This is a genomic window from Eubacterium sp. 14-2, from assembly GCF_000403845.2.
In the GTDB taxonomy this organism is placed as follows: Bacteria; Bacillota; Clostridia; order Lachnospirales; family Lachnospiraceae; genus Petralouisia.
Map to the genome: position 1 here is coordinate 1,952,203 of NZ_KE159567.1, position 26,683 is coordinate 1,978,885.

A 26,683-nucleotide genomic window follows, 5' to 3' on the forward strand; every position below is an offset into this window, starting at 1 on the left:
TTTCTTCCTCCTGCTGCTAATAATTCCCCAGTATTTTAATGGAAAGGGCTCCTTCCTGCAGCCCTTTCAGGGCATTCTGCACAGCGCCGTCTCTGAGATTTCCTTCCATATCCACAAAAAAGCGGTACTCGAAGCTCCTGTCCTTAACAGGCCTGGATTCAATTTTTACCATGTTCAGGTTGTTGAAGATCATATGGGAAAGCATGTGATACAGGGAGCCGCTTTCATGAGATATTTCAAAACAGATACTGATTTTATCTGCTCCCTTCTGACAGATTTTTCTGCCGGAAACAATAATAAATCTGGTGCTGTTTTCATCACTGTAATTGATATGATCTTTCAGAATTTTAAGTCCGTAAATGTCCGCAGTCACAGTGCTTGCTATGGCAGCCTGTTCTTTTCGGCCATCTTCCAGAATCTTTTTGGCAGCCATAGCGGTATTCTTTGCCTTTACCCGTTTCCAGTCCCTGTGCTCGTCCAGAAAGTCCACGCTCTGCATAAGGGCCTGAGGGTGGGAATACACATGGGTAATATCAGAAAGGCTGCTGCCCGGAAGCCCAAGCAGTGCGTGTTCCACTTTGATGGTCTGCTCTGCCACAATGTAGTTTCCGTATTCCACCAGCAAATCAAAGTTTTCTCCCACAATTCCGGCAGAGGAATTTTCTATGGGAAGGACTGCATAGTCTGCTTCTCCGCTGCGGATGGCCTCCATGGCGTCCCGCCAGGTCTCCACATGGTAACTGTCCGTATCTTCTCCGAAATAGGCCTTCATGGCAATCTGGCTGTAGGCACCCTCTGTTCCCTGATATACCACTTTATGGCTGGTAAAGGGCAGCCTGTCCACCTGGACAAAGCCAGTTTCCAGTCCCTGTCCGTGCTGAATCATCCTCTGATACTGACGTTTCCGGCTGAGAGCCATAATCTGTTCAAACAGCTCCCCTGCATCGTAACGGTTCTCTTCTGTATGAACCAGCTCCTTTATCTTTGTCAGTTTCTCCTGTTCCCGTATTTTGTCCAGCACCGGTTTTCCCGTGGATATTTTATATTCTGCAACCTCTGTGGTCAGCTTCATCCGTGCTTCGTACAATGCCACGATCTGACGGTCAATTTTATCTATTTCTTCCCGAATTTCACTTAAATCTTTCATATGCCACTTCCTCATCAAAGTATATAATTATCATATAACAACTGAGCCTTAAAGGCAAGTTTGTATCTGTATTTTCATGGAAAAAGCCATGGCTCTTTCTGAAAAAGAGCCATGGCTTTTACAGGGTTTATTCCGGCATGTAAATATAGTTGCACCGCAGTACGTCAGAAACCATGTCATATTTATCTACCAGGATCAGAGACAGCACATTATTGCCCTCCGGTATTGGTATGGGCTCTTTGTATTGCTGAGATTCCTGCGTGGGCACCGTGTCATCCCAGGTATAATATACCGTACATCCCTCCGGAATATGGACCACAATGGTTTCCGGGGTGTAAAAATTCCCGCCGTAAGGAGCTACCTGAGGAGGATTGGGCTTCTGCTTTTTTATCTGAAAAACTTCTTCCGTTTCCTGGCTGTACAGGCCGAACTGATTGCGGGCAACTGCCCGAAGCCTGGTGTTTTTTCCCGGTTCCATCAGAATGGGAGTATGATATTTTCTTCCCTGTACCGGGTCTGTGCCATCGGTGGTATAATAGATTTCACAATCCCCTTCTCCGGTAAGTTCCACAAAGGTTTCTCCCTGGTAAATGCCGCCTTTGGGATCAGAACGGGGAGGCTTTGGAAGATATTCATCAAACAGTTCCAGGATATCTTCATCCGTTACCTGTCCGCTTAATTTCTGAATGGCTCCATAATTCTGCTGTTCTGCGTAAATCTGAATCAGCTGTTCGTAGGCCGCAGAATAATCTTCATCCAGTTTCAGTACCTCTAACAGAAATTTCCGTGCACTGTCATTCTGTTCCTGTGCCAGGAAAATTTCTGCCAGACGCATACGGGCATCCAGGCTGTCTGTCTGGAGCTTTAATGCCCGCCGCAGATATTTTTCCGCTTTCCGGTAGTCATTTCTGCTCTGGTAATCATCCGCCTTTTTCATCTGATATTCGTAGGAATTACTCCGGGCATACGTTACAAGCAGCACAATTCCTGCCAGTAAAACTGCCAGAATTACCAGGGCGAGGACTGCCCAGGTGGGATATTTCTTTTTTCGTCCGGATTTTGTTTTTCCGGAAGGGGCGGATTTGCTTTTTCCTGCTGTTTTCTGTTTTCCGTTTCCCGCTGCTTTATGGCTCTGTATTTTTTTCTTTTTCTCCTGCAGCAATCCCCGCAGAAAGTCATCTTCCAGAAGATTGTAATCTGACACAATCTGAGCCTCTGCCCCGCATACAGAACAGTATACACAACCGGTTCTCAGTTCTGCACCGCAATTTGCACATTTCATCCTTCCTGCCCCGTTTCTATGCTCTGTACGCAGTTATTCATCAGCATTGCAATGGTCATGGGCCCTACGCCTCCCGGAACAGGGGTAATGGCAGAAGCAAGAGGCTCCACTTCATCAAATTTTACATCTCCGCACAATCTGTTATTTTCATCCCGGTGAATTCCCACGTCGATTACCACAGCGCCTTTTTTCACATATTCCGCGCCAATCAGCTGAGGTTTTCCAACTGCCACAATCAGAATATCTGCCTGCCTGCAGATTTCTGGAAGATTCCTGGTTCTGGAATGGGCAATGGTTACAGTGGCATTTTCCCGCAGCATCAGAAGGGCCATGGGTTTTCCCACAATATTGCTTCGTCCGATGACCACGCAGTTTTTCCCTTCTGTTTCCACACCGGAGCGTTTCAAAAGCTGTATAATGCCCGCCGGGGTACAGGACACGAATCCCGGCTCTCCGATTGTAAGTTTTCCTGTATTCCAGGGATGAAAACCATCTACATCTTTTTCAGGGCTGATGGCCTGTATCACTCTGTCTTCACAGATATGTTCAGGAAGGGGAAGCTGTACCAGAATGCCTTTTACTTCTTCTTTCTGATTCAATTCTTCAATTAACCCCAGCAGTTCTTCTTCTCCGGTTTCCTCCGGAAGTTCATAAGCCAGAGAATCAATACCGATATAGGCACAGGCATTTTTCTTGTTTCGTACATAGACACCGGAAGCAGGGTCTGTTCCCACCTGAATCACTGCAAGGGCTCCGTGTTTCCCCTCCGCCCGCAGTTTTTGTACTTTTTCTTTTAATTCATCCTTTATCTGCTGAGAAATCTTTTTTCCATCTATAATTACTGCCATGCTTCTTCCTTTCTTTTACTGACGTATAAATTCTCTCCGGACGGGACTGCCTCAGAATAATCCGGTGATTACTCCCTGATTGTCCACATCAATCTGATATGCCGCCGGGGTTTTTCCGAGTCCCGGCATGGTCATAATAGCTCCCGTAACTGCCACTACGAATCCGGCTCCGGCAGACACATATACTTCACGGACATTTACGGTAAATCCTGTGGGCCTTCCCAGTTTTGTCTGGTCATCCGACAGGGAATACTGGGTCTTTGCCATACATACCGGGAAATTTCCCATCCCCAGTTCTTCAATTCGTTTTAATTCTTTTTCTGCCGCCGGGGAGTAAGTAACTCCCGCAGCACCGTAAATTTCTCCTGCAACGGTTTCTATTTTTTCTTTCAGTGAAAGGCTGTCCTCGTACAGAGGCCGGAAACTGCTTTCTTTTGTTTCCAGTGTTTCCAGCACTTTTTCCGCCAGAGCGATTCCGCCTTCTCCGCCCTTTTCCCATACTTCTGACAGGGCGAACTCACATCCCCGTTCTTTGCAGAACTGTTCCACATATTCTGTCTCTGCCGGGGTATCCGTAACAAAGGAATTTAAGGTTACCACTACGGGTACATGATATTTCTGCAGATTTTCAATATGTTTTTCCAGGTTTACGATTCCTTTTTTCAGTGCTTCCAGATTTTCTTCGGAAAGACAGGATTTTGGAACACCGCCATTATATTTCAGGGCCCGGACCGTTGCCACCAGTACCACAGCATCCGGTTTCAGACCTGCCATACGGCATTTGATGTCCAGAAACTTTTCTGCGCCAAGATCAGCGCCGAATCCTGCTTCCGTTACCACATAGTCGGCCAGTTTCAGGGCTGTCTTTGTAGCACGGACACTGTTGCAGCCATGAGCAATATTGGCAAAGGGTCCTCCATGCACGATGGCCGGGGTATGTTCCAGTGTCTGAATGAGATTGGGTTTTAAAGCGTCTTTCAACAGAGCCGCCATGGAGCCGGTGGCCTGAATATCATCTGCTGTCACAGGTTTTCCTTCAAATGTATAGGCCACAATCATTCTGCCCAGACGCTTTTTCAGATCTGCCATATCTTCTGCCAGACATAATACGGCCATAATTTCGGAAGCCACGGTAATGACAAAATGGTCTTCCCGCACCATTCCGTCCATTTTCGTTCCAAGGCCTACCACAATGTTGCGCAGTACGCGGTCATTCATATCCAGACAGCGTTTCCATACTACCTGCCGGGGGTCTATGTTCAGAGGATTTCCCTGCTGAATATGGTTGTCCAGCAAAGCTGCAAGAAGGTTATTGGCAGAGGTAATGGCATGAAAATCCCCGGTAAAATGAAGGTTTAAGTCCTCCATGGGAACTACCTGGGCATATCCGCCTCCCGCTGCTCCTCCTTTAATGCCAAAACAGGGCCCAAGGGAAGGCTCCCGCAGTGCAAGAACCGCTTTTTTTCCCATTTTTCCAAATGCCTGGCCCAGACCTATACTGGTGGTGGTTTTGCCTTCTCCTGCCGGAGTGGGATTGATGGCCGTCACAAGAATTAATTTTCCGTCTTTGTTATTTTTTACTTTTTCTGTTAATTCATTCGACAGCTTTGCCTTATACTTTCCATACAGCTCCAGGTCATCTTCCGGAATGTCCAGTGTGGCTGCCACATTTCTGATGTGAATCATTTCTGCTTCCTGTGCAATCTGAATATCTGTTTTCATGTTTTCCTCCCGTAATTTCTATATGTGTTCTTCTGCATATGTTTCAAATTCTGACATAGTCATCTGTACTTTCCGCGGTTTTGTGCCTTCTTCCGGCCCTACCACGCCGGCTTCTTCCAGCTGGTCCATAATTCTTGCCGCCCGGTTAAAGCCGATTTTGAACATTCTCTGCAGCATTCCGATGGAACCTTTTTCTTTTTCGATTACAAATTTTCCTGCTTCCAGGAAATAGGCGTCTCTTTCATTTCCGCTGCCGGATCCGGTTCCGGAGCCCGCAGAAACTGTATTCATTTTTGCCTCCACTTCAGGATTATATACTACGGTACCCTGTTTTTTCAGAAAATCCACCACTTCTTCCACTTCAGAGTCCGACACAAAAGGGCCCTGGACACGCAGGGGCTTCTGATAACCCTGTGGATAAAACAGCATATCGCCGTTGCCCAGCAGCTTTTCCGCTCCGTTCATATCCAGTATGGTTCTGGAATCCACACCGGAAGATACGGAAAAAGCAATCCGGGAAGGCATATTTGCCTTAATCAGTCCGGTAATAACGTCCACGGAAGGCCGCTGAGTGGCGATAATCAGATGGATACCCGCGGCTCTGGCAAGCTGTGCCAGCCGGCAGATAGCATCTTCCACATCCCCAGGGGCCACCATCATCAGGTCTGCAAGCTCGTCTACAATCACCACTATCTGGGGCAGTTTTGTGGGTTTTGTCTCATCTTCCACATGCTCTATGGCGGCGATTTTCTGGTTATAGCCTTTCAGATCCCTGACCTGACAGTCTGCAAATTTCTGATATCGGTCCATCATCTCCGCCACTGCCCAGTGAAGGGCGCCGGCAGCTTTTTTCGGATCTGTAACCACAGGAATCAGCAGATGAGGTATTCCATTATACACACTTAATTCCACCACTTTCGGGTCAATCAGAATCAGTTTTACATCCTCCGGGTCTGCTTTGTAAAGAATACTCATAATTATGGTATTGATACACACAGATTTTCCGGAACCGGTTGCCCCGGCAATGAGCAGATGGGGCATTTTTGCGATATCCGCCACCACAGCCTGTCCGCCGATATCTTTTCCGGCAGTGAAGCAGATACTGGAAGTATGATTCTGAAACTCCTGCGTCTCTATCATATCCCGGAACCGTACCATGACATTTTCCTTGTTGGGTACCTCTATGCCCACTGCCGCTTTTCCGGGAATGGGTGCTTCAATACGGATATCCGCAGCTGCCAGATTTAATTTGATATCGTCCGCCAGATTTACAATCTTGCTGACTTTTACACCCATTTCCGGCTGCATTTCATATCGGGTCACACTGGGACCGCAGCTTACATCGGTGATGGTTACATTGACGCCGAAATTTTTCAGGGTCTGCTGTAATTTCAGGGCCGTTTCCTGTAAATGTTTGCGGGAATCTCCCTGGCTTCCGGTCCCTTTTTTCAGCAGAGAAACCGGAGGAAACACATATTCCGGTTTCGGGGGAGCAGGAGGCGCCGGAACAGTTGCTCTGACCGGAGGAACCGTTTCCCTGGGCGGTATCGTTACTGCCGCAGGTGCTTCCGTTACAGGCTTTGCAGCTGTGACGGATTCCGGTATATGTTCCGGTTCCGGGGACGCCAGGTTTTCAGCCATGGAATCTGCCTGCAGCAATTCTGCCATATCTTTCAGTTCCGGTATGGTTTCTTCCGGTTCCTGTTCTTTTTCTAAAACAGGTGATTTAGAAATCATACTGTCTTCTGCTTCCTGAGAAGCCTCTGATATAATAGCAGACTCCAGTCCTGCAAATATTTCATCTGTGAAAGATGGCTCAGAATTAATCACCAGAGGTTCTTCGCCTGTATACAGTATTTCTCCGGCTCCTGTATCTGTCTGGTCGTTCTGTTCCATGATTTTCATAATTTCAGGTGATTCCGGTATTTCAGATACTTTTCTGCTTCTTCTGGGACTTCGGTGAATTTTTTCCACCACCACTGGTTCTGAAAAAAGCTCCTGGGGCTGTTTCGTTTCTCTTTTTACAGGCATTTCCAGAACAGAAGCTGAAGAAGGCGCTTCCTGTGAATCCCATCCCACCACATTTCTGACGGGATTACTGTGAACTTCTTCATCCAAAGATGTATGGTCCGAAAAACTGTTTCCTGGCAAAACGGAATAAGATGTGGTTTTTCCCTGTTTTTCCTTTCCCCTGTCAGAAAACAGCTTCTCCTTTAATTCTCTGGAAAAGGCTTCGGTTTCCACTGGCAGCTTCAGTTCGCTGATATTATCAGAACGCTCCGGGGACACCGGAAGAATCCTGGTATCCAGAGCGACCCCTTCCACTTTCCGGTCCGTCCGTCTCCGGTTCTCTTCCTCCCGGCGCAGTTCTTTCTGTTCCCTGCGCCTTGCAGCATCCTCTCTTGCAGTATCATATACTTTCCTGCTTCCTTTTTTTACACCGCTCAGAAAAGAGCGTTCTGTAAGCAGCACCAGAGCGATAATCAGAGCAATGACATCCACAATATAAGCTCCCGGTTTGCCGATGGCAGGACAGAGCAGTACAGCCAGAAGTCCGCCCAGTGCCCCTCCGCCGCTTTTATGTTCTGCCGCATACTGGAAAGACGCACCAATCTGGTATTCACCGGATTCTCCTGCAACCAGTTCCATAAACAGGCATAAAAACAGTACAAATATCACACCTGCCGTAAGTTTTATGACAGCAATTCTGTTATTTCGGTTGGACACAAAAAAGGCTGCTCCCATAAAAAAACATACCGGGAACAGATAGGCCATCATTCCGAACAGACCGAAACAGAAAGCGCTTACTTTTTCTCCAATGAAACCGCCGATTCCAAAATTGCTGATAAACAATATGATACAGACAGCCAACAGAACCAGAAGGACCACTTCACTTCCAAATGATACCTCCTGGCTGCTGTTTTTCTTTCCCGATGCGGTCTTTCCTCCGTCTGATTTTCTTTTTGTCGTATTTTTTGGTTTTGACGCCATATGACTTCCTCCCAAACTGTCGTTCTTTATAGTCTATCACATCTGGAATGAAATGTCATTACCTCTTTTGTATCTGATATTCTTCATAGACTTTGTTGAGTTCTGCACATACAAGCAGAATGTATACACCAAAATAGAGCCACAGCATTAACAGAATAATGGTGGTCAGACTGCCGTACATGGAAAATCCGTTAAAATAGTCCACATACACCGAGATGCCGAAAGACAGCAGGGACCAGCCCACTGCTCCAATCAGGCTGCCTGGAAGCTGATTTTTCACTTCTGCTTTCCGGTTGGGAAGCATCTTGAACAGCATTGCAAAAAACAGCATCAGAACAGCCAGCAGAATCAGGGAGCGGAGTTTTAAAATTCCCTGCGTAATGTCTGCCACAATAGGCAGATATTTCACAATCAGATGCTGCAGGCTGTTTCCAAATACCATCAGTGTCAGTGATACTACAATGGCAACCACCAGCATTAAAGTATAAAGTATCGCACGGAGCCGCAGTAACAGCCAGTTTCTGGTTTCTTCAATATCATATACGCTGTTCAGCCCGTTGGTCAGGCACTGGAGTCCTTTGGCTGCAGACCAGACTGCCATCACTGCCGCTGCAGATACAATTCCCACAGAATTACTGTATACTTCATGGATAATTCCAATCAGAAAGGGAGCAATATAATCAGGCATCAGCCGGTTTATGGTTTCCATCACCATACTTTCTGTCACCGGCGTATACTGTATCAGGGATATGAACAGCATCACAAAGGGAATCAGGGACATAATAATAAAAAATGCCGACTGAGCCGCATATGCACTGATATTATCTTTTCTGCATTCCTCCAGAAAGGCTTTTATTCCTGCTATTATCTTCCAAAACATGTCTATTCCTCATTATATATGTTTTCTATGGTAATATCCTGATAGAACTTCATTAAAATTTCAATATAACTCATACCTTCTTTTGCCATTCCGTTGGCACCGTTCTGGCTCATACCGATCCCATGGCCATATCCTCCTCCATACAGCGTATATCCGTCTTCGGTGGGAGTGAGGGTACAGTAAGCACTGGGCAGAAGCTGCATATCCAGGTTTTCCCCGTTCTGGTTTTTTAAACTTCCGGCGGCGGCTCCAAGTACGCAGCGTACGTTATACTCCGTCAGCAGATTTACAGTCCCTTTTTCAAAAGACACGCAAAGGGTCCGAATTCCTCCTCCGGCTCCCCGTTCTCCTACGGAAAACCCTTTTACTTTGCCGAAAGCTGCAAGATCCGAACCGGTTCCCTGAGAACCGTCCTGTTTCAGAATCTGTACATTTCCTGAACTGGCCTGAACCCGTTCTGCCACTGCCTTACTTATGGCTTCCTCACTTTTGCTTAAAGATATTTCCGCCTGCCAGCGAAAATAGGGACTGTCTTTATCGTAGGAATTCACCGCTCCGTCCCGGATAAATTCTGAAAATGCTTCCTCTCCTTCCAGAACGGGTTCACTGCCGTCTGTCAGCAGAGATATTCCCTGCAGATATCCGTATTTTCCGCCTTCCTCCGTATTCCACAGGCCCATATTTCCTGTGTGACCGCAGGAAGTGGAAAAAAAGTAGGCTTCTGCAACTTCTCCCTGATATTTTATCACTTCCCCTACGGTATCGTCCACTGCGAGTTTTGTCTGTTCGTTTCCTTCCTGCTTATTATATACCTGATAACTGGTACTGTCATCCACATGAGCTCCCAGTGCGGCATAATCACCTTTCATCAGCTGTATACATGCATAACTTCTGGCACAGACTGCCTGAACGCATAATGCCTCCCGCTCATAGGAAGATGGCATTTCACTGGGTACCACTCCGTACAGATACTGTTCCAGGGACAGTTCATTGACCACTCCGTATCCTTCCGGGTATTTCCGAATTTCCATGGTTCCCTTATATCCCAGAGAAGTATAAGCTCCTGCTGTATCAGAAAAATATATATTTCCCTTTTCATCATCCAGCGCAATTTTCAGATAATCAGAATCCTTTTTAAAAAATTCTGCTGCTTTCACAGGCTGCCCGGCTTCTACCGGCTGCGTGTTCTCCCCAATCGTCAGTGTTCCATTGAAATCTGTCACAAATACCGGGTCTTCATGGTAAGGTGTTCCGCCTTCATTCAGCAGAAGAACCCGGACAATTTCAATGGAGGCGGGCTCTTTCAGAATAATACCGCACACCTGTTTTTCAGCCACCACAAAATCTGCCTGCAGATTTCCAATTACCAGCTTGGATTCATCCAGTTCTTCCACCGTACCATAAGTCTTATATATTTTCAATGCTCCGGTATGCTCCAGTGTCCCATATCCGGATATTTCAATCTGTTCTTCATTAAAACTGAGAACTTTGCCAGAAATCATATCTTCTTTTTTATAGATTGCTGTTACCCGTCCTTCTGTCCATTCCAGGTCGCAGATCGTATTTGTTATTTTTTCCTTCAGTCCGGCAATGTCCAGAGAAATTTTCTGTCGTTCAAACAAAAGCTCTGCTTTTCCTTCGCTGGTGGTATGTACAAATACATTTTTCAGCATCAGAGGGCCTTTGCATTTGCTGCTGATTCCTATCATCCGGTTTTCCATAACATAGACCTGATACATGTCACAGACATGAAAATAATTAATGCCCTGGGCCACCTCATAATAGCCCTTCTGAGTCAGTCTTTTGGAACTTCCGTTTTCATTCGGTTCTTCTTTTTCATCCATGAGAAATATCAGGTTCGTTGCAGATACGCGTCCTTCCGTATCCAGCAAATCCAGTATCTGTTCGTAAACGTCGTTCCACTCGGAACGTGAGACCTGTTTCCAGAAAAATCCTTTCGGGCAGGTCACATACTCCTGAACAGAAAGCTGCTTCAACAGCTTTTCCAGCTTTCCCACAGTGAGTTTCCCATTCAGATTCTTTCCTCCGTTTATCTCTGTTATTTTATCTTTCCATTCTGCTTCTTCATAATATGTAAAACTCAGCTGAGAAGGCAGTTCCGCCATTGCCACATATTCACTGCTGTATTCCAGAATGACTCTTTCTCTGGCTGCAAACCGGATAAAAATAATTGCCAGAATCAGCATCAGCAGCGCCAGAACTGCTTTCCTGAGACTCTTTTTATTTACAGAATATCTTTTTTCCATGTAACATTTCCTGTCCCTTTTTTCATTCAAAAATAACTGCCTTCAAGCGAAAAGGCTGCCTTTCTCCAAAGCAGCCCTTCCTCTTTTGTACTTTTATCTTTCGTACCCCAGGAATCTTTTGTTATTTTCTGTCCTTCGTACTTTGTAACAGCCACTTCCGTAAAAGTGAGCACTGTTTTCTTTTGAAACTTATGCGCTTATCCGCTTTTGTAAAATTCTTTTGTACATTCAAATTTTTTTCTGAAAGTACCCCAAAATGCCGTTTCCTGCAATTTTGACTCCTAGCAAAGCCAGGTGGGTAACCGCAACCTCTCTTCTGCCTTCCGCTGCTCAATGACGGCCTGGCATCCAATTGGCAATATAAGAATCCCATAAAAGTAAATGTAGGTTCAAAATAGCAGGGTATCGAACATTCCAGGAAATACTCTCAAACCTAAACTGATTATACCTTATTATGTCCTGATTCGCAACTAAAAATTAATGTTAATTTCATGTTTCCTTCACAAAATTTTCCATGAAGTTAAATTTCAGCTCCAAATCCTTCTGTTTCTTCCGTGTCATTCCTTTCAGAATCTGCCTCCGGCTGCCCCTGTTTTTCATTTTCAAGGGGTGACCGGGAAGGATCCGCGCCTGTTGAAGAATTGTCTGGAGTCTGAATATTACCGGTTTCCTCTTCCGGCTGTTCAGGTTCAGGCTGAACTTCTCCTTCTGCTTCAGGTTCCACGCTGACTGGTGCTGCCGGAGCACCTGCCGGGTTTACAGGACTGGTTACCGTAAGTGTAAACTGTGCAGTTCCTGTCTTTGCAGGATTATTGGGATTTGCTGCAGTATATGTGATGGTATATGTTCCAGGTGCTGCAAATACTGCCATTCCTGCCCCGTTTACGATATTAAGCACCTGTCCGCTTTCATTGGTGATCTGAGCAGTTACACCGGAAACAGTCGTCTGTCCAACCAAAGCGCTGACACCTTCATAAACATTATACGGCACATTTGTTTCAACAGCTTTGAGCTTATTGGCATCAATACTGATCACAGGAATCCGGTTATCTGTTACTGTAACACGTCTTATGGCCTGTACGGCTGCCTGACTGTTAGCCGGATTTACCGCTGTATACATTACGGTGTAAATGCCGGGCTGGTCAAAGGTATAGTCAGTTCCGGTAAATTCACTGGAATTTCCTGCCGGAGCAGTTACTGTCACTCTGATACCTGCCGTTACATCCTGACCGGATACCAGGGCGGCAGTCACACCTGCTCTCAGATTCAGAGCAGTTCCAATTTCCGCACTCAGGTCAGTAACTCCGGAAATTACAGGAGCGGCTGTATCAACTACGGTTACCGTCATTTCTTTTACAGCGGCGGCTTTCTTATTATTTGGATTCTTTACGGTATATCGTACCGTATAAACTCCTGTCTGAATAAATCTGTAATTTTTATACTGGCTGCTGCTCAGTTTCTTAAACTTCTCTTTGTTCGGCGCCTTGATTCTGACTTCAATCTTTGAAGTCATATTCTTGCCGGACACCAGTTTCGCCCTGATGCCGGATTTCAGATTCAGCACAGAACCGTATTCTATTGTCTTCTGTGAAGAAATACCGCTGAATTTCGGTTTCTTTGTGTCTCTTACCTTAACTGTGGAAGTTACTTTCGTCACCTGTTTGTTATCCGGGTGGGTTACATAGTAATTAATCTTGTAGGTTCCCAGCTTCGTCAGCTTCAGGGTACTCTTCTTATACGTCTTCTCTTTTTTGCTTCCCGGATAAATAACTTTAATTTTAATCTGTTTGGTCAGATTCTTACCGGATGCAGTGGATGCTTTTATATTTTTCTTTAATTTAAGTGTTGATTTATACTCTTTGGTCTGATTTTTCTTCACGCCGGTGATTTTGGCCTTTCCGGTATCAGCAACGGTATATACCACATCTGCATAGGCAGTTCTTCCCAGAGCGTCCGTAATTCGATAGGTGATTTTATAATCGCCCAGTTTTTTTGTATTTACTTTTCCGGCATAGGCCAGATTGCCGCTGATATCATTTCCAAGGGAATCTCTTGCCACAATTCCTGTCAGAGGATTGAAATCACTCCCATAGGACACTGTTCTGGAGGCCCCGCTGGTATCAATGGAAGGCATTGCCGAACTGTAAGGATTGCCTGACATGGGATCTGTGGGATCCCAGCCTGTTCCGGTATTTGGTACTTTAATGGATGCCGGCTTCCCAAGGGGGTCATTGGCAGAAGAACCATAGATTATCCTGACTTCTGTTCCCAGCGGGCAGTTATCATAAATCCATTTTGCATCTGCTACTGTCAGACGAACACACCCGTGGGATGCTGTGGAACCCAGTTTATTGTACTGTACATAAGACTGGGATGCATAATCTCCATTCCGGTAATACCATACGGAATGGAACAGAATACCGTTCACTATACGGGTACAATACTGTCCGTAAGAAGGTCCGTCCAGTTCATGCCATCTGTACTTATTAGGAGTATAAAAGGTTCCAAGGGGCGTTGCAGTTCCAACGGAACATATAAATGCCCGCTCTGCTGTTCCGTCTTTTCGATAAACGGTTACCACATTTGTTCCTTTATTCACCTGTAATATGTAATTTCCTGCTCCTGCTGCCTGTACCTCACCGGTATTCACAGTAAAAAGAGAAGCGGCCAGCAGAAAGCAAAGCATAAGCGAAATGATTCTCTTACTTTTTTTCATTCTTAATCTCCAACACATTTCTGAATCGTTACATTTTCTTTACAGTTTACATACATTTCTTCTAATACACATTCTCCCACAGGATATAAATATCCTGTGGGAGTTATAAAAACATCCTGATTTTTATAAAGTATTTGCCTCATCTACCACTTTCTTAATTGCGGCAGCAGCATCTTCCGGCAGTTTGTTAAATCCGCCTTCTGCTTCATCAAGGTTTGTCACATAATTCAGTCTGTCCTGCATACGTGCTTTCAGCTGCTCAATATACTCTTTGTCAGACAGATCCGGAACAAATCCTTCCCATTCGAAGATTTCAATATCGGAGAACGGTCCCCAGGGTTTGAAATCTGCTTTTTTCTCAACGATAGCTTCCAGAACGCCCAGAGTATCCTTCGGCTGAACTTTCTTGCCCATAAATTCACCGGTATTGATGATATAGCAGTCTACGTTCTTGGTTTCCACCAGAGATTTGAATTTCTCATAATCATTCACCAGCGGATAAGTACGGAACGGATTTGCATAAGGCTCCACAACCAGTGCGTTGGGATCTACACCTGCTGCAAGTCTTTCAGCGGTGGAACGTTTGGTTGCAAGGGTTGCACCCATAACAGAAGCAAGGGAAGCTCCTTTTAATTTTACTACCGGCGGAATGGTGGGGTCTTTCATAATCCAGAAAATGGCATTTACCGGAGCTTCAATCTTATCCACACGGTTTGGTGACCATAATTTGGACTTGATAGCACGTCCGTTACCGTTACGCACATCTTCTGTTACCAGAACTACCTTTCCATCCTCATCCAGAGTTGCGGAACAGTTCTGAGCTGTCAGAAGGAATTTATTGTCCTCACATGCAGTCGGATAATCTGCAGTCTTATCAAAGTAAGTAGGCTCTAATGCCACGGAAGAACATGTCTCTGCATTGATAATAAATGCATCGTCGTGAAGCACTTTGATGGACGGATATTTATTGTTATGTTTTGCATGTGTCAGAGTAGACTTACCGGATCCGGATAATCCGAATACAGCAGCAACATATTTGGAACCGTCTTCCAGAGTGTATTCTTTCTGTCCGCCATGGCAGGAAGCATAACCGTTTCTGTTAGCAAGTGCCCATGCCAGAGTCAGAGTTCCTTTTTTATGTTCTCCGAAATATCTCATACCAAGAATTCCTGCACAGTTGGTATCTGTATTGAAATAGCACAGGCAGTTCGGGTCTGAAATGTCGGTCTTGTCTGTTCCAACCCACTGAGGATCAGAGAAAATGTAAATATCCGGCTCATTTTCATACAGTTTGGATGATTTGTACATCTTAACATAATTGTCAGACATGTACTGGAAGTTCAGCATCCAGGAGTAAAGGAGGTTCTCTTCTCCTTCCGGAATCAGCAGATGTGCTTTTACCATAAATTCCGGATCAAGACCGATATATACTTCTGCATGATACATGGTTTTCCATCTGGTATCATAAACTGCATCCATCAGAATCTTATCCAGTTCTGCGGTATTAACACCCGGTTTTCCGGTGATTCTTCTTGCAGGCGCATAACGTCCTGTGATAGAACCGTCATTAAGCAGCAATACTTTTGCATCCGGCTCCAGACCAAATTCCTCGCCTCTGTATACAGGCATGTCTGTTACAACAGTTCCCGGAGAATTCTTTGCAAGTTCATATGCTTCTTTCAGGGTATTTACCTTCACTACATTGTTACCGTAAAAAGCGGCTTCAATAATAGAACGGGTCTTGGAAAAACCAACTTTATTGGGCCCGATCTCTGTTCTTGGATAATATGCCTTTGTTGCCATTGTTTCATTTCCTCCTTAAATTTAAACTTCACTACTATATAGCATATCCTTTTGTCAATTCCCTGTCAATCTTTTTTTGTCTTTCTGTGTAAAAAAATGTTGTTTACATTGGGGTTCCTTTCCCGTTCCGTTTCACAGACAGGCAAAGTCTCAGCTTCTGCTGTCAGAATCTGCCCGGCTTCAGGTTTTCCTTCCGAAAAGGACCTGGAAGCAGTTCTCCCAGGGTCATGACACGGTAATCTTCCTGGTCATTGGCCAGAATTACCGAAAATGTGTCAAAATCGCAGAATTCTGCCAGTACCTGTCTGCAGATTCCGCAGGGGGCCAGATAATCATAATTGTCCCCGGTGATAACTATGGCCTCAAATTCCCGCTCACCTTCGGATACCGCTTTGAATACGGCAGTGCGTTCCGCACAGTTTGTAGCTGAAAAACTTACATTTTCAATATTGCAGCCTGTAAAGATCCTGCCGCTTTTTGTCAGAAGTGCAGCTCCCACACGGAATTTTGAGTAGGGCGCATAGGCAGATTCCTTTGCTGCGACTGCCTGAATAATCAGTTCCCGATACTCCATTCTGCTCTCCTTTCCGTCCATGCCGGACTATCCCTATTCTAAACTATTTTTACCGTAAAATCCATAAAAAAAATCGCAAAAATAAATAAATTTTTTAAATAAACTATGAATTTTTCGTAAATTACAGGATTTTTCTTGTCTCAATACAAAAATATATGATATGATAATAAAATACTTTTTAACAAACCATTTAAAGGGGGCTTTTATGAACACAAACAATTTTTGCGAAATCACACCGGAAATCGCCCGTCTGGCAGAATTAAGTCAGCAGGCCGCCACCATCAATCCGGATCTTTTTTCAGAATATGACGTAAAGAGAGGTCTGCGGGATTTAAACGGAAAAGGTGTTCTGGTAGGACTTACGGAAATTTCAGACGTATGTTCCACCAGAATGGAAAACGGGAAATCTGTTCCTGCACCTGGAGAACTGTATTATCGCGGATATAATGTGAAGGACATTATCCGGGGCCTTTCTGACAACGCTCATTTCGGTTTTGAGGAAAGTACATATCTCCTTTTGTTCGGAAAACTTCCGTCTCAGCAGGAACTGACAGATTTCTGCACATTGCTTGCAACATACCGTTCTCTTCCCACCAGTTTTGTCAGAGACATTATTATGAAAGCTCCCAGCCAGGATATGATGAATACTCTTGCCCGAAGCGTCCTGACTCTGTATTCCTATGATGACAGGGCAGATGACATCTCAATTCCCAATGTTCTGCGCCAGTGTCTGGAACTGATCAGTCTGTTCCCGCTCCTTTCCGTGTACGGATATCAGGCCTATCGCCACTATCACGACGGTGCCAGCCTTTTCATTCATACACCGGGACCGGAGCTGTCCACAGCGGAAACCATTCTGCATATTCTGCGGCCGGACAGTAACTATACGCCCCTGGAGGCAAAACTTCTGGATATTTCACTGATTCTTCATATGGAACATGGCGGCGGAAACAATTCCACGTTTACCACCCATCTGGTATCTTCCTCAGGTACGGATACCTATTCTGCCATTGCTGCTTCTCTTGGTTCTCTGAAAGGCCCAAAACACGGAGGTGCCAATATCAAGGTGGTAAAAATGTTTGAAGATATGAAAGAACATATTCATGACTGGAATGATGAAGAAGAAATCGGCGCTTATCTGACAGCACTCCTTCACAAAGAAGCATTTGACCGTGCGGGCCTGATTTATGGTATGGGCCATGCGGTATATTCTCTGTCAGATCCCCGTGCGGAACTGTTCCGTACTTTTGTGGAACGTCTTTCCAGAGAAAAGGGACGGGAGGAAGAATTTGCCCTTTACTCTACCGTGGAACGTCTGGCTCCCCGGATCATTGCAAGAGAACGGAAAATATACAAAGGGGTGAGCCCCAATGTGGACTTTTTCTCCGGATTTGCTTACAGTATGCTGAATCTTCCTCTGGAACTCTACACCCCTATTTTTGCCATCGCAAGAATTTCCGGCTGGAGCGCCCACCGTCTGGAAGAACTGAATTACAATGGTAAAATCATGCGTCCTGCCTATAAAAACGTACAGGAACACCGGGATTACATTCCCATGAAGGAACGCTGATTACCAGAATCTGCGTTTTGCCCGGTTTATGGAAATATAAAACCAGATACATACTGTCAGAAACAGCAGAATCATGGCACGCATTACAGCGGGAACAGGTGTTACACAGTCATTTACGAATCCTGCAAGACCAAACAGTGACGCCATTGCCCCCATAACGATGGTTCTTCCGTAAATATAATCTATGTATCCCTTTTCGTCCCGAATGGCGGAAACAGCCGTTCCGCCGGTAAACCAGCTGCTGAGTTTCCCTGTCTGTTTCATATTGACAGCAGAATAAACCGTATAAACTCCATAAATGAAAATGACTGCATCAAATAGTACCAACATGGTATAATTCCTTTCTTTATTGTTGCTTTTCTCTTCTTATCAGTATATAATGGTAATAATAAAATATTATATACGCTGTCGAAAAGGATTGCAAACGGTATTTATTAAAAGAAAAGATTGAAACTTACCATCAGTTGGTGTAGAATCATAATATATAAATCAATCAGCAAGGAGCGATTCGAATGGAAAATGTAAAAATATTAATCTGCGATGATTCCGTTCTGGCACGAAAACAGTTAAAGGATATCATCAAAAAATGCGGCTATGACAATTTTATAGAGGCTTCTAACGGACAGGAGGCATTTGACCGGTATAAGGAAGAACAGCCGGATCTGGCATTTCTGGATATTGTTATGCCTGTAAAAGACGGCGTGGAAGCGATTCGCGACATTCGCGGTTTTGATCCCAAAGCCTATATTGTGGTTGTTTCCTCTGTAGGTACTCAGACCCAGCTGAAAAATGCTATTTTAGAAGGAGCACGTGATTTTGTACAGAAGCCTTTCTCTTCTTCTGCGATTGCAGAAATTTTAAAAGGGCGTTTTGAAGGGAGATAAGAGTTATGCATACGCAGTTTTTTGGTAATTTTTTGCTTAATAAAGGGGTTATCACTCCTGAACAGCTGATAGAGGCTTTGAAAATTCAGTCCTCTACTCACAAAAAATTCGGTACACTGGCAATTCATTCCGGATATATGTCAGCAAGTGAAGTCGCAGACGTCTATATTACACAGACCCATTACGATAAACGTTTTGGAGAACTTGCCATGGAACTGGGTTATCTTACTCCGGAACAGGTGGACAAACTGCTGACCATTCAACTCCCGAACTATATGTTGCTGGGACAGATTCTGGTAGATCAGAAAATCCTGACACATATTGAACTGGAAAATCTGATTACAGAGTATAAATCTGAATATGAAATTTATGAACTGGATATGATGGAAGAACAGAAAAACCTGGTGGATAAACTTCTTTCCAGCCTTTATCTTCCTGAGGAGCTGCCAAACACACAGAATATTATTTCTTATCTTACGCTCCTTTTTAATAATCTGGTACGCTTTATCGGGGAAGATTTCACACCTTTGAATATTATGACTTTACCTGAAGTTCCCACCAGCTTCTGTGTTTCACAGATGGTAGACGGTTCATTTGCTTTTATGTCTGCACTGGACATGGACACAGAAACGTCAATCGCTTTTGCCAGCAGATATGTGGACGAAGAATTTGAAGAATTCGACGAATATGTCAGTGCTTCCATGGAAGATTTTCTGAATTTACATAACGGTCTTTTTTCTGTAAATATGTCAAACGATTATACACTGGAATTACATTTACAGCCCCCTGCTGCTCATGAGAATACGGTGCTGGCAACAGAATCTCCCTGTTATCTGCTTCCGATAATTTATTCCTTTGGAACTGTTAATTTTATTTTCTCTATAACATCATAAAATTACACAAAAAAGAATCCTGCACTGCAGGATTCTTTTTTGTGTATGGAAAAATCTTTCAGCTGAAAGATTTTCCTGTGGCATAAAACAGCCCATACGAATCTCGCAGAGATGGCATGGATTGTTTTACAACCGGCCCCCTGGGCAAATTATATATTCAGGAATTTTTTTACCACGGACTGCATTTCTTCCACTTCACAGACTGTTTTATGTCTGACCGGGGCTGTCCGGATATCCTCAATGGCCTGAGGTACCTTTACTCCGGATATTGTTTCCAGTTCATCAATTAATTCAAAATCCGGCCTGTTTTCATATTTTCTGTCAATGGCTGTCATAACGCTTCTGGCAAATTTATAGGGGCTTGCAGTGGAAGCAATTACTGCCTTTGTGTCATCTCCTGTTTCTGATTTATATTTCTGATATACGGCCGCTGCCACCGCCGTATGGGTATCAATGATATATCCTGTTTCCTGATAAATTTCCCGAATTACTGCTGCTGTCTCCGGCTCACTGGCATAATTTCCGTAAAATACAGAAAGCCTTTCCTTCATTTCCTCTGTTATCTCATATGTTCCGGATTCCTGCAGTTCTTTCATCAGGGAAGAGTTTTTTTCTGCATCATTCCCTGCAATACGATAAATCAGACGCTCCAGATTACTGGATATCAGGATATCCATGGAAGGAGAAGAAGTCAGGATAAATTCCCGATTTCTGTCATATGTACCGGTACGGAAAAAATCGTACAATACTTTATTTTCATTGGAAGCACAAATCAGCTTTCCAACAGGGATCCCCATATTTTTTGCATAGAATGCCGCCAGAATATTTCCAAAATTTCCGGTGGGAACCACCACGTTCATACTCTCTCCGTTTTTAATTTCTCCTGATTTTATCATTCTGGCACAGGCATACACATAGTAAACAATCTGTGGCACCAGCCGCCCGATATTAATGGAATTGGCAGAAGAAAACTGATATCCGGATTCTTTCATGAGTTTTCCCAGCTCTTTATCAGAAAACATCTGTTTCACGCCGGTCTGAGCCTGGTCAAAGTTCCCATTAATGCCAACTACCAGGGTGTTATCCCCTTTCTGAGTCACCATCTGTTTCTGCTGTACCGGACTGACGCCGTCTTTGGGATAAAATACAATGATTTTTGTTCCTTCTACATCTGCAAATCCGGCCAGAGCCGCTTTTCCTGTATCGCCGGAAGTTGCGGTCAGAATCACAATATCATTTTTCACCTGATTCTTTCTGGCTGATGTTATCATCAGATGGGGCAGAATGGAAAGAGCCATATCTTTAAAAGCAATGGTGGCTCCGTGGAACAATTCCAGATAGTTTACATCCTGAGCTTTTACCAGCGGTGCAATTTCTTCTGTGTCAAACTTCTCATCATAGGCGTTTCTGATACAGGTTTTCAGTTCTTCTTCCGTAAAATCTGTCAGAAACAGCTTCATCACTTCATATGCAGTCTCCTGATAAGTCATCTCTGCCAGTTTTTCCACCGGTATATCCAATACCGGAATCTGCTCCGGAACAAACAGTCCTCCATCTTCTGCCAACCCTTTTAAAATCGCCTGAGAAGGGGATGCTTTTTCATTGTCATTTCTTGTACTTACATATAACATATTCTGTTCCATCCTTTATCATTATTGATTGTCATTAACAGTTCAGGGGTGCCCCGGCAATTCTCCGGGACACCCCTCATTATAAAAGTTTTCCTTTGCTCTGTCAATCTCTGCCTGAAAGTTCAGGGAAGTGTATAAAATTCATGTCCGCCATACTGAAACAGCCAGGTCAGATTGTTGTCAAACCAGGCCATATCGTAAGGATTGGCTTTCCTGCGGGCAGAAAAAAACAATGCTCCCTGGGAAAAATCTTCTCCGTATATGGCTTTGTCCACAGCATCCACCGTTGTCTGGGTCACTTCCACGGAATAGTATCTTCCGTCAGCAGTAGGCGCAAACTGAGGACTGCCGCCGCTTCGCTCAAAAATCACTTCATAGACAGATGATTCAAATTCTTCTGCAAGAACCCGGTTCAGAATTACTTCTGCCACCAGAATTCTTCCCTGTTCATCTTCTCCTCCTGCCTCTGCCTGTACAATGCGAAGGAGGGCGTCATAGTCCTCTTCTGTAAGAATAATATCTCCATAGGGATTCACCGGAACCTGCTGTACTTCATTGTGAACCGGCTGAATACTGGCACATACAGCCACTACTTCCCGTTTTTCAATACGGGCCTTCTGTGCCTCCTTTATTTTGCTTTGTTCTGATTCCATTGCCTGTTTACAGGAAGCCGCAAAATTTCCTGCTGTCACAGGCTCTGCTCCTTTGGAGTTTCCATTTCCTGCAGGCACCCCGGTCTCTTCTGTATTTTCAGTCTGCAGCAGAAGTTCCGGTTCCTGAAAATTTTCTGTCTGAATCTCCTCTTCGGGCCCCTTCATACTGCTGCATTCCACTGCACTCCTGCTTTTTCCTGCACCGCCAAATCCATGGGCATTCAGAGAAATCATTGCAAATACCGAAAATCCGGAAACAAGAACTGCACAATTCCGATAGGACTTTTTGGATATATTTCGAATACAACAATATACGTTCTTTAGTAAGTTTTGAATTGTCAACATAATCGTTCCTCTTTTCCATTTGACTTTTCCATAATTTACCATATCTTTTCCAGTATCCCAAAAACTTGCGTTTCTGCATTTTTGTGATATACTTATTTTGTATTTTTTTACCGAAAAAATACATGGAAATATGATTTATGGAGGGTATTATGCTGCCAGGTGTCTATATTGCTTACAAAAAAAACGGAACTGCTTACTATCGCGCCAGTATCACTTATCATGGTAAGCATATATCTCTGGGCAGCTTTGATACCGAGGAGAAAGCTAATCTTGCCTACTGTGAAGCCTCCGAGCTTCTTCAGGACACTTCTGTCTCCTTTGAAGACGCCTTCTCACTACCAACTATTTTAAGTTTTGGTAAAGTGATTTCTTTGTTGAATTTTCGGGATAATCTCATTTATTTTAAAAATCCTATTTATTTGAGGAATAATTATTTTATTTACTATATTTCCAGAAGGGACGAATTAAAATTTGATATTGATGATTTGTTTTACTATTCCAGTCATAAAATCATGCGCCGGCAGGGCCATCTTTTTGTGAGCGACTATGGAATGCAGGTTAATATTCTTTCCCGATACGGCATTAAAAATTATGCCGTGGCCGGACGGGATTATTATTTTGCCAATGAAGATGCCACAGATTACCGCTATTCCAATATTATTGTAGTTAATAAATATTATGGTGTGACAAGAATTGCCACATCCGGTGAAGAATGTTATAAAGTACAGATACATATCAATGGAAATTATATGGTAGGAATCTACCACAAGGAAGAAGAGGCTGCAATTGCTTACAATAAAGCTGCAGATCTGGCAAAAAAATACGGAATCTCCAAAAATTTCCAGACCAATTATCTGGAGCATTACTCTCCCCGTGAATATGCTGAAATTTACAGTCAGACAAAAATTTCTGAAAAATATATACAATATCTGGAACAAAATGTGCAATCCCCCGGATTTTAAGGAATTGCACACTTTGACGCGCCAGTGCACTTATGCAGTTATGTTCTGCCTGTGCCTGGCATATTTATTTTTATGCTTTCTGATTGATATAGTTAATCAGCCCTTCCGCTTTGATAATCTTCTGCATAAATTCAGGAAAAGCCTGCCCCTGGAAGGTAGTCCCTTTTGTCTTGTTGGTGATGATTCCGCTGTCAAAATCAACCTCCACCTTATCTCCGGCTTCAATTCCCTTCGCTGCCTGCGGACATTCAATAATAGGCAGGCCGATATTGATGGCATTCCGATAAAAGATCCTTGCAAATGTCTCTGCAATTACGCAGCTCACACCTGCTGCTTTGATGGCAATGGGGGCATGTTCTCTGGAGGAACCGCATCCGAAATTCTTATCTGCCACAATCAGGTCCCCTGCCTGTACTCTGTTTACAAAGTCTTTGTCAATATCTTCCATACAGTGTGTGGCCAGTTCCTTGGGGTCTGAAGAATTCAGGTATCTTGCCGGAATAATCACGTCTGTATCCACATTGTCTCCATATTTAAATACTGTTCCACTGGCTTTCATTTTATTTTCCCTCCTGTTCCTCTGGTGCCGAAATTTTACCGGTCACTGCACTGGCTGCAGCTACTGCCGGACTTGCAAGGTATATTTCTGATTCCACATGTCCCATACGTCCCACAAAATTGCGGTTTGTGGTGGATACACAGCGCTCTCCTTCTGCCAGAATACCCATGTACCCTCCCAGACACGGACCGCAGGTTGGTGTGCTTACAATTGCTCCTGCCTCTATAAAAGCCTTAAGGAGCCCTTCTTCCATTGCTTTCAGATAAATCTGCTGGGTGGCCGGAATTACAATACAGCGCACTCCCTTTGCCACTTTCTTTCCCTTTAATATTTCTGCTGCTGTGCGCAGGTCATCAAGGCGCCCGTTGGTACAGGATCCGATTACTACCTGGTCAATGGCTATTTCACCAACCTGGTCAATGGTCTTTGTATTCTCCGGTAAATGGGGAAATGCCACGGTAGGTTTAAGAGTGCTTAAATCAATGGTATATTCTTCTTCATATTCCGCATCTTCATCTGCCTCATATATCTTAAATTCCCGGTCAGAATGTTCTTTCATATATTGAATTGCTTTCTCATCCACAGGGAAAATACCATTCTTTCCGCCTGCTTCAATAGCCATATTTGCAATGGTAAAGCGGTCATCCATGGACAGACTGCTGATGCCTTCCCCTGTAAATTCCATGGATTTATACAATGCTCCATCCACGCCAATCATTCCGATGATATGCAATATCACATCTTTTCCGCTAACCCATCGGGACAGTTTTCCTGTAAGATTAAACCTGATGGCGGAAGGGACCTTGAACCATGCTTTTCCGGTGGCCATTCCTGCCGCCATATCTGTACTTCCCACTCCTGTGGAAAAAGCGCCCAATGCTCCATATGTACAGGTGTGAGAATCTGCACCGATAATCACATCTCCTGCCACAGTAAGCCCCTGTTCCGGAAGAAGGGCATGTTCAATCCCCATTTCTCCCACGTCAAAATAATTGGTAATTTCATGTCTGCAGGCAAATTCCCGGACACATTTACAGTGCTGCGCAGATTTTATATCCTTATTGGGCACAAAATGGTCCATAACCAGAGCAATTTTGTCTTTATGAAATACACCTTCCGTTGTAAACTTATCCATTTCGTTAATCGCAACCGGTGCAGTAATGTCATTCCCCAACACCAGATCCAGATTCGCTTCTATCAGCTGTCCGGCCTTTACTTCCGGAAGGCCTGCTGCTGCCGCAAGAATTTTCTGTGTCATCGTCATTCCCATGTTTCAATCCTCCTGTTCCTTTCTTTCTGCTTGCTATTTTAACATATTCCATAGTATAATAGAAATACATATTAAGTATAATCATTATAATGTACAGTTATAGTACCATTTCCTGAAAGAACAGGCAGACACATTCACTTTGTTTACGTTATGTCAGAATATACACAGTGTAGGAAAGCCCTTGCAGCAGAAAAAAGAAAGGACTGATAATTATGGAACAGAATCTTTCATCTTATCGTATTTTTTATGCAGTTGCCAATACTGGAAATATTTCCAAAGCGGCAAAAGAACTGTATATCAGTCAGCCGGCCATCAGCAAGTCTGTCCAGAAACTGGAGGAAAATATCGGGGTGAAACTGTTTGAGCGCAGCTCCAGAGGAGTTGTCCTGACTTCAGAGGGAGAACTTTTGTATACCCATGTAAAATCTGCTTTTGAAACCCTTACCCTCGGAGAAGATAAGCTGCGCCGCTCCATTGCTCTTGGAGTGGGAAATCTGGCTATTGGGGTGAGTTCTACCCTCTGTAAATATATTCTGCTTCCCTGCCTTAAGGAATTTATAAAAAAATATCCTCATATCAATATTTCCATTACCTGCCATTCCACCAACCAGACGCTGAAACTTCTGGAAGACGGAAAACTGGACATCGGCCTTGTCGGTAAACCGGAACTTCTGAAAAATATGGATTTCTATCCAATCCGGGAGATTGAAGACATTTTTGTAGCCACCAGAGATTATCTGCACAACCTTAAAATCCGAGGTGTGGAAAGATCTTTTCTTCTGCAGAGTTCCACCCTTCTCCTTCTGGACCGTGAAAATATGACACGCCAATATATTGATAATTATTTTCAGACCAGTCATTTGCCAGTTCAGGATATTATTGAAGTCTCCAATATGGATCTCCTGATTGAAATGTCAAAAATCAGTCTTGGTATAGGCTGTGTCATCCGGGACTTTGTACAAAACGAACTGAAAACCGGAACTCTTCTGGAAATTCCCTGTGGTTCTTCCATTCCCAAACGGTACATAGGTTTTGCCTACAGAAAAGATACTCGAATTTCGAAATCTCTGGAACACTTTATTGACTTTTATGAAGAATATTATTCAGAATTCGATTTTCCACTTCCATAAACTCACGTTCTCTGTGAATTCTATTGGGAGTTCAGTATACTGGAAAAATCTGCTGACTGCCAGCGTATCAGACTATGTGGTTATTTCGGGAATATGAACGGTTGATTTTCTGATAATATTACTTAGAGTTGCTTTATGGAATTAAAAATCTCTGTATCGTTTTGCTGTGGTCTTTTACCACACTTTTCAATACCTCTATGTCAGCCTGCATCTGTTCTGTCTGTACAATACCGTCTCTGTAACGATAAAAAGTGGAAATATAGCATTCTTCGATATTCTGCAGACGTGGTGAAAGGTCATTCTCCATTTTCAGGTTTAAAATCCGGATGCCCTTTTTCAGAATCCGGGATTCCGTATTCAGCGTTTCCACGTCTTCCTTCAGTGTACCTACATCCTCTTTTAATGTATCTACGTCTTCTTTTAATGTGTTCACGTCTCCTTTTAATGTATCCACATCTTTTCTCAGTTCTTTCACTTCTGTTTTCAGTGTTCCCACATCTTCTTTTAATATATCTACGTCTTTTCTCAGTTCTTTCACTTCTGTTTTCAGTGTTCC

General features: G+C 43.9%; 21 protein-coding genes and 1 other RNA gene. 5 read left to right on the forward strand and 17 right to left on the reverse strand.

Annotation, left to right across the window (positions count from 1 at the left end; all coding sequences use genetic code 11):
- Positions 1-16: 16 nt before the first annotated feature.
- From pheA to C805_RS16155, 11 genes are all read right to left on the reverse strand, one after another.
- Complete coding sequence (gene pheA / locus C805_RS16115) at positions 17-1,147, reverse strand: prephenate dehydratase (protein WP_016214970.1); 1,131 nt, start codon at positions 1,145-1,147, stop codon at positions 17-19.
- A gap of 127 nt (positions 1,148-1,274) precedes the next feature.
- A complete protein-coding gene (locus tag C805_RS16120) occupies positions 1,275-2,429 on the reverse strand; it encodes a chitobiase/beta-hexosaminidase C-terminal domain-containing protein (RefSeq protein WP_016214971.1) in 1,155 nt (384 codons plus the stop codon).
- A complete protein-coding gene (gene folD / locus C805_RS16125) occupies positions 2,426-3,277 on the reverse strand; it encodes a bifunctional methylenetetrahydrofolate dehydrogenase/methenyltetrahydrofolate cyclohydrolase FolD (protein WP_016214972.1) in 852 nt (283 codons plus the stop codon). The genes C805_RS16120 and folD overlap by 4 nt, the downstream gene beginning before the upstream one ends.
- 51 nt (positions 3,278-3,328) lie before the next feature.
- Positions 3,329-4,999: a formate--tetrahydrofolate ligase gene (locus C805_RS16130; RefSeq protein ID WP_016214973.1), complete on the reverse strand. Its 1,671-nt coding sequence runs from the start codon at positions 4,997-4,999 to the stop codon at positions 3,329-3,331.
- Positions 5,000-5,017: 18 nt separating this feature from the next.
- Positions 5,018-7,990 carry an FtsK/SpoIIIE family DNA translocase gene (locus C805_RS16135; protein ID WP_016214974.1) on the reverse strand — a complete coding sequence of 991 codons (2,973 nt, stop codon included), beginning with the start codon at positions 7,988-7,990 and terminating at the stop codon, positions 5,018-5,020.
- 58 nt (positions 7,991-8,048) lie between these two features.
- Positions 8,049-8,870, reverse strand: a complete 822-nt coding sequence (locus tag C805_RS16140) for a YihY/virulence factor BrkB family protein (protein WP_016214975.1) — start codon at positions 8,868-8,870, stop codon at positions 8,049-8,051.
- 2 nt (positions 8,871-8,872) lie between these two features.
- Positions 8,873-11,137 carry a SpoIID/LytB domain-containing protein gene (locus C805_RS16145; protein ID WP_016214976.1) on the reverse strand — a complete coding sequence of 755 codons (2,265 nt, stop codon included), beginning with the start codon at positions 11,135-11,137 and terminating at the stop codon, positions 8,873-8,875.
- Between the two features lie 244 nt (positions 11,138-11,381).
- Positions 11,382-11,561: non-coding RNA, 6S RNA (ssrS, locus tag C805_RS25925), on the reverse strand.
- A 96-nt stretch (positions 11,562-11,657) separates the two neighbouring features.
- Positions 11,658-13,853 (reverse strand): L,D-transpeptidase family protein, encoded by a 2,196-nt coding sequence (locus C805_RS25320; protein ID WP_016214977.1) that lies wholly within the window; start codon positions 13,851-13,853, stop codon positions 11,658-11,660.
- A 123-nt stretch (positions 13,854-13,976) separates the two neighbouring features.
- On the reverse strand, positions 13,977-15,656 hold the full coding sequence (locus C805_RS16150; RefSeq protein WP_016214978.1) for a phosphoenolpyruvate carboxykinase (ATP): 1,680 nt from the start codon (positions 15,654-15,656) through the stop codon (positions 13,977-13,979).
- 163 nt (positions 15,657-15,819) lie between these two features.
- Complete coding sequence (locus C805_RS16155; protein ID WP_016214979.1) at positions 15,820-16,230, reverse strand: cytidine deaminase; 411 nt, start codon at positions 16,228-16,230, stop codon at positions 15,820-15,822.
- A 205-nt stretch (positions 16,231-16,435) separates the two neighbouring features.
- On the opposite strand from C805_RS16155, the gene C805_RS16160 reads away from it, so the two are divergent.
- A complete protein-coding gene (locus C805_RS16160) occupies positions 16,436-17,800 on the forward strand; it encodes a citrate/2-methylcitrate synthase (protein ID WP_016214980.1) in 1,365 nt (454 codons plus the stop codon).
- Here C805_RS16160 and C805_RS16165 read toward each other — a convergent pair whose 3' ends face one another.
- Positions 17,801-18,130 carry a hypothetical protein gene (locus C805_RS16165; RefSeq protein WP_016214981.1) on the reverse strand — a complete coding sequence of 110 codons (330 nt, stop codon included), beginning with the start codon at positions 18,128-18,130 and terminating at the stop codon, positions 17,801-17,803.
- A 182-nt stretch (positions 18,131-18,312) separates the two neighbouring features.
- On the opposite strand from C805_RS16165, the gene C805_RS16170 reads away from it, so the two are divergent.
- Positions 18,313-18,684 carry a response regulator gene (locus C805_RS16170; protein ID WP_016214982.1) on the forward strand — a complete coding sequence of 124 codons (372 nt, stop codon included), beginning with the start codon at positions 18,313-18,315 and terminating at the stop codon, positions 18,682-18,684.
- 5 nt (positions 18,685-18,689) lie between these two features.
- Positions 18,690-19,577, forward strand: a complete 888-nt coding sequence (locus tag C805_RS16175) for a cyclic di-GMP-binding domain-containing protein, MshE-related (protein ID WP_016214983.1) — start codon at positions 18,690-18,692, stop codon at positions 19,575-19,577.
- Between the two features lie 149 nt (positions 19,578-19,726).
- On the opposite strand, the gene thrC is transcribed toward C805_RS16175, so the two are convergent.
- Together thrC and C805_RS25325 are read right to left on the reverse strand one after the other, a co-directional pair.
- A complete protein-coding gene (gene thrC / locus C805_RS16180) occupies positions 19,727-21,208 on the reverse strand; it encodes a threonine synthase (RefSeq protein WP_016214984.1) in 1,482 nt (493 codons plus the stop codon).
- A gap of 122 nt (positions 21,209-21,330) precedes the next feature.
- On the reverse strand, positions 21,331-22,206 hold the full coding sequence (locus tag C805_RS25325; protein ID WP_016214985.1) for a cell wall hydrolase: 876 nt from the start codon (positions 22,204-22,206) through the stop codon (positions 21,331-21,333).
- 137 nt (positions 22,207-22,343) lie between these two features.
- Between C805_RS25325 and C805_RS16185 the strand changes: the two genes are divergently transcribed.
- A complete protein-coding gene (locus C805_RS16185) occupies positions 22,344-23,168 on the forward strand; it encodes a hypothetical protein (protein WP_371197633.1) in 825 nt (274 codons plus the stop codon).
- Positions 23,169-23,238: 70 nt separating this feature from the next.
- Here C805_RS16185 and leuD read toward each other — a convergent pair whose 3' ends face one another.
- Positions 23,239-23,727 (reverse strand): 3-isopropylmalate dehydratase small subunit, encoded by a 489-nt coding sequence (gene leuD, locus C805_RS16190; RefSeq protein WP_016214987.1) that lies wholly within the window; start codon positions 23,725-23,727, stop codon positions 23,239-23,241.
- Between the two features lies 1 nt (position 23,728).
- Complete coding sequence (gene leuC / locus C805_RS16195; protein WP_016214988.1) at positions 23,729-24,997, reverse strand: 3-isopropylmalate dehydratase large subunit; 1,269 nt, start codon at positions 24,995-24,997, stop codon at positions 23,729-23,731.
- A gap of 212 nt (positions 24,998-25,209) precedes the next feature.
- Between leuC and C805_RS16200 the strand changes: the two genes are divergently transcribed.
- Positions 25,210-26,127: a LysR family transcriptional regulator gene (locus C805_RS16200; RefSeq protein WP_016214989.1), complete on the forward strand. Its 918-nt coding sequence runs from the start codon at positions 25,210-25,212 to the stop codon at positions 26,125-26,127.
- 133 nt (positions 26,128-26,260) lie between these two features.
- Here C805_RS16200 and C805_RS16205 read toward each other — a convergent pair.
- A partial coding sequence (locus C805_RS16205; RefSeq protein WP_016214990.1) for a DUF948 domain-containing protein occupies positions 26,261-26,683 on the reverse strand: 423 nt, incomplete at its 5' end.

What these genes read in the sequence shown, in the direction of transcription:
- C805_RS16155 (WP_016214979.1), bottom strand. Translation starts at nt 16,230, where the DNA reads ATGGAGTATCGGGAACTGATTATTCAGGCAGTCGCAGCAAAGGAATCT.
- C805_RS25325 (WP_016214985.1), bottom strand. Translation starts at nt 22,206, where the DNA reads ATGTTGACAATTCAAAACTTACTAAAGAACGTATATTGTTGTATTCGA.
- C805_RS16145 (WP_016214976.1), bottom strand. Translation starts at nt 11,137, where the DNA reads ATGGAAAAAAGATATTCTGTAAATAAAAAGAGTCTCAGGAAAGCAGTT.
- C805_RS16135 (WP_016214974.1), bottom strand. Translation starts at nt 7,990, where the DNA reads ATGGCGTCAAAACCAAAAAATACGACAAAAAGAAAATCAGACGGAGGA.
- C805_RS16200 (WP_016214989.1), top strand. Translation starts at nt 25,210, where the DNA reads ATGGAACAGAATCTTTCATCTTATCGTATTTTTTATGCAGTTGCCAAT.
- C805_RS16160 (WP_016214980.1), top strand. Translation starts at nt 16,436, where the DNA reads ATGAACACAAACAATTTTTGCGAAATCACACCGGAAATCGCCCGTCTG.
- C805_RS16175 (WP_016214983.1), top strand. Translation starts at nt 18,690, where the DNA reads ATGCATACGCAGTTTTTTGGTAATTTTTTGCTTAATAAAGGGGTTATC.
- C805_RS16120 (WP_016214971.1), bottom strand. Translation starts at nt 2,429, where the DNA reads ATGAAATGTGCAAATTGCGGTGCAGAACTGAGAACCGGTTGTGTATAC.
- folD (WP_016214972.1), bottom strand. Translation starts at nt 3,277, where the DNA reads ATGGCAGTAATTATAGATGGAAAAAAGATTTCTCAGCAGATAAAGGAT.
- C805_RS16185 (WP_371197633.1), top strand. Translation starts at nt 22,344, where the DNA reads ATGGAGGGTATTATGCTGCCAGGTGTCTATATTGCTTACAAAAAAAAC.
- C805_RS16165 (WP_016214981.1), bottom strand. Translation starts at nt 18,130, where the DNA reads ATGTTGGTACTATTTGATGCAGTCATTTTCATTTATGGAGTTTATACG.
- pheA (WP_016214970.1), bottom strand. Translation starts at nt 1,147, where the DNA reads ATGAAAGATTTAAGTGAAATTCGGGAAGAAATAGATAAAATTGACCGT.
- C805_RS16140 (WP_016214975.1), bottom strand. Translation starts at nt 8,870, where the DNA reads ATGTTTTGGAAGATAATAGCAGGAATAAAAGCCTTTCTGGAGGAATGC.
- C805_RS16130 (WP_016214973.1), bottom strand. Translation starts at nt 4,999, where the DNA reads ATGAAAACAGATATTCAGATTGCACAGGAAGCAGAAATGATTCACATC.
- leuD (WP_016214987.1), bottom strand. Translation starts at nt 23,727, where the DNA reads ATGAAAGCCAGTGGAACAGTATTTAAATATGGAGACAATGTGGATACA.
- C805_RS16150 (WP_016214978.1), bottom strand. Translation starts at nt 15,656, where the DNA reads ATGGCAACAAAGGCATATTATCCAAGAACAGAGATCGGGCCCAATAAA.
- thrC (WP_016214984.1), bottom strand. Translation starts at nt 21,208, where the DNA reads ATGTTATATGTAAGTACAAGAAATGACAATGAAAAAGCATCCCCTTCT.
- C805_RS16170 (WP_016214982.1), top strand. Translation starts at nt 18,313, where the DNA reads ATGGAAAATGTAAAAATATTAATCTGCGATGATTCCGTTCTGGCACGA.
- leuC (WP_016214988.1), bottom strand. Translation starts at nt 24,997, where the DNA reads ATGGGAATGACGATGACACAGAAAATTCTTGCGGCAGCAGCAGGCCTT.
- C805_RS25320 (WP_016214977.1), bottom strand. Translation starts at nt 13,853, where the DNA reads ATGAAAAAAAGTAAGAGAATCATTTCGCTTATGCTTTGCTTTCTGCTG.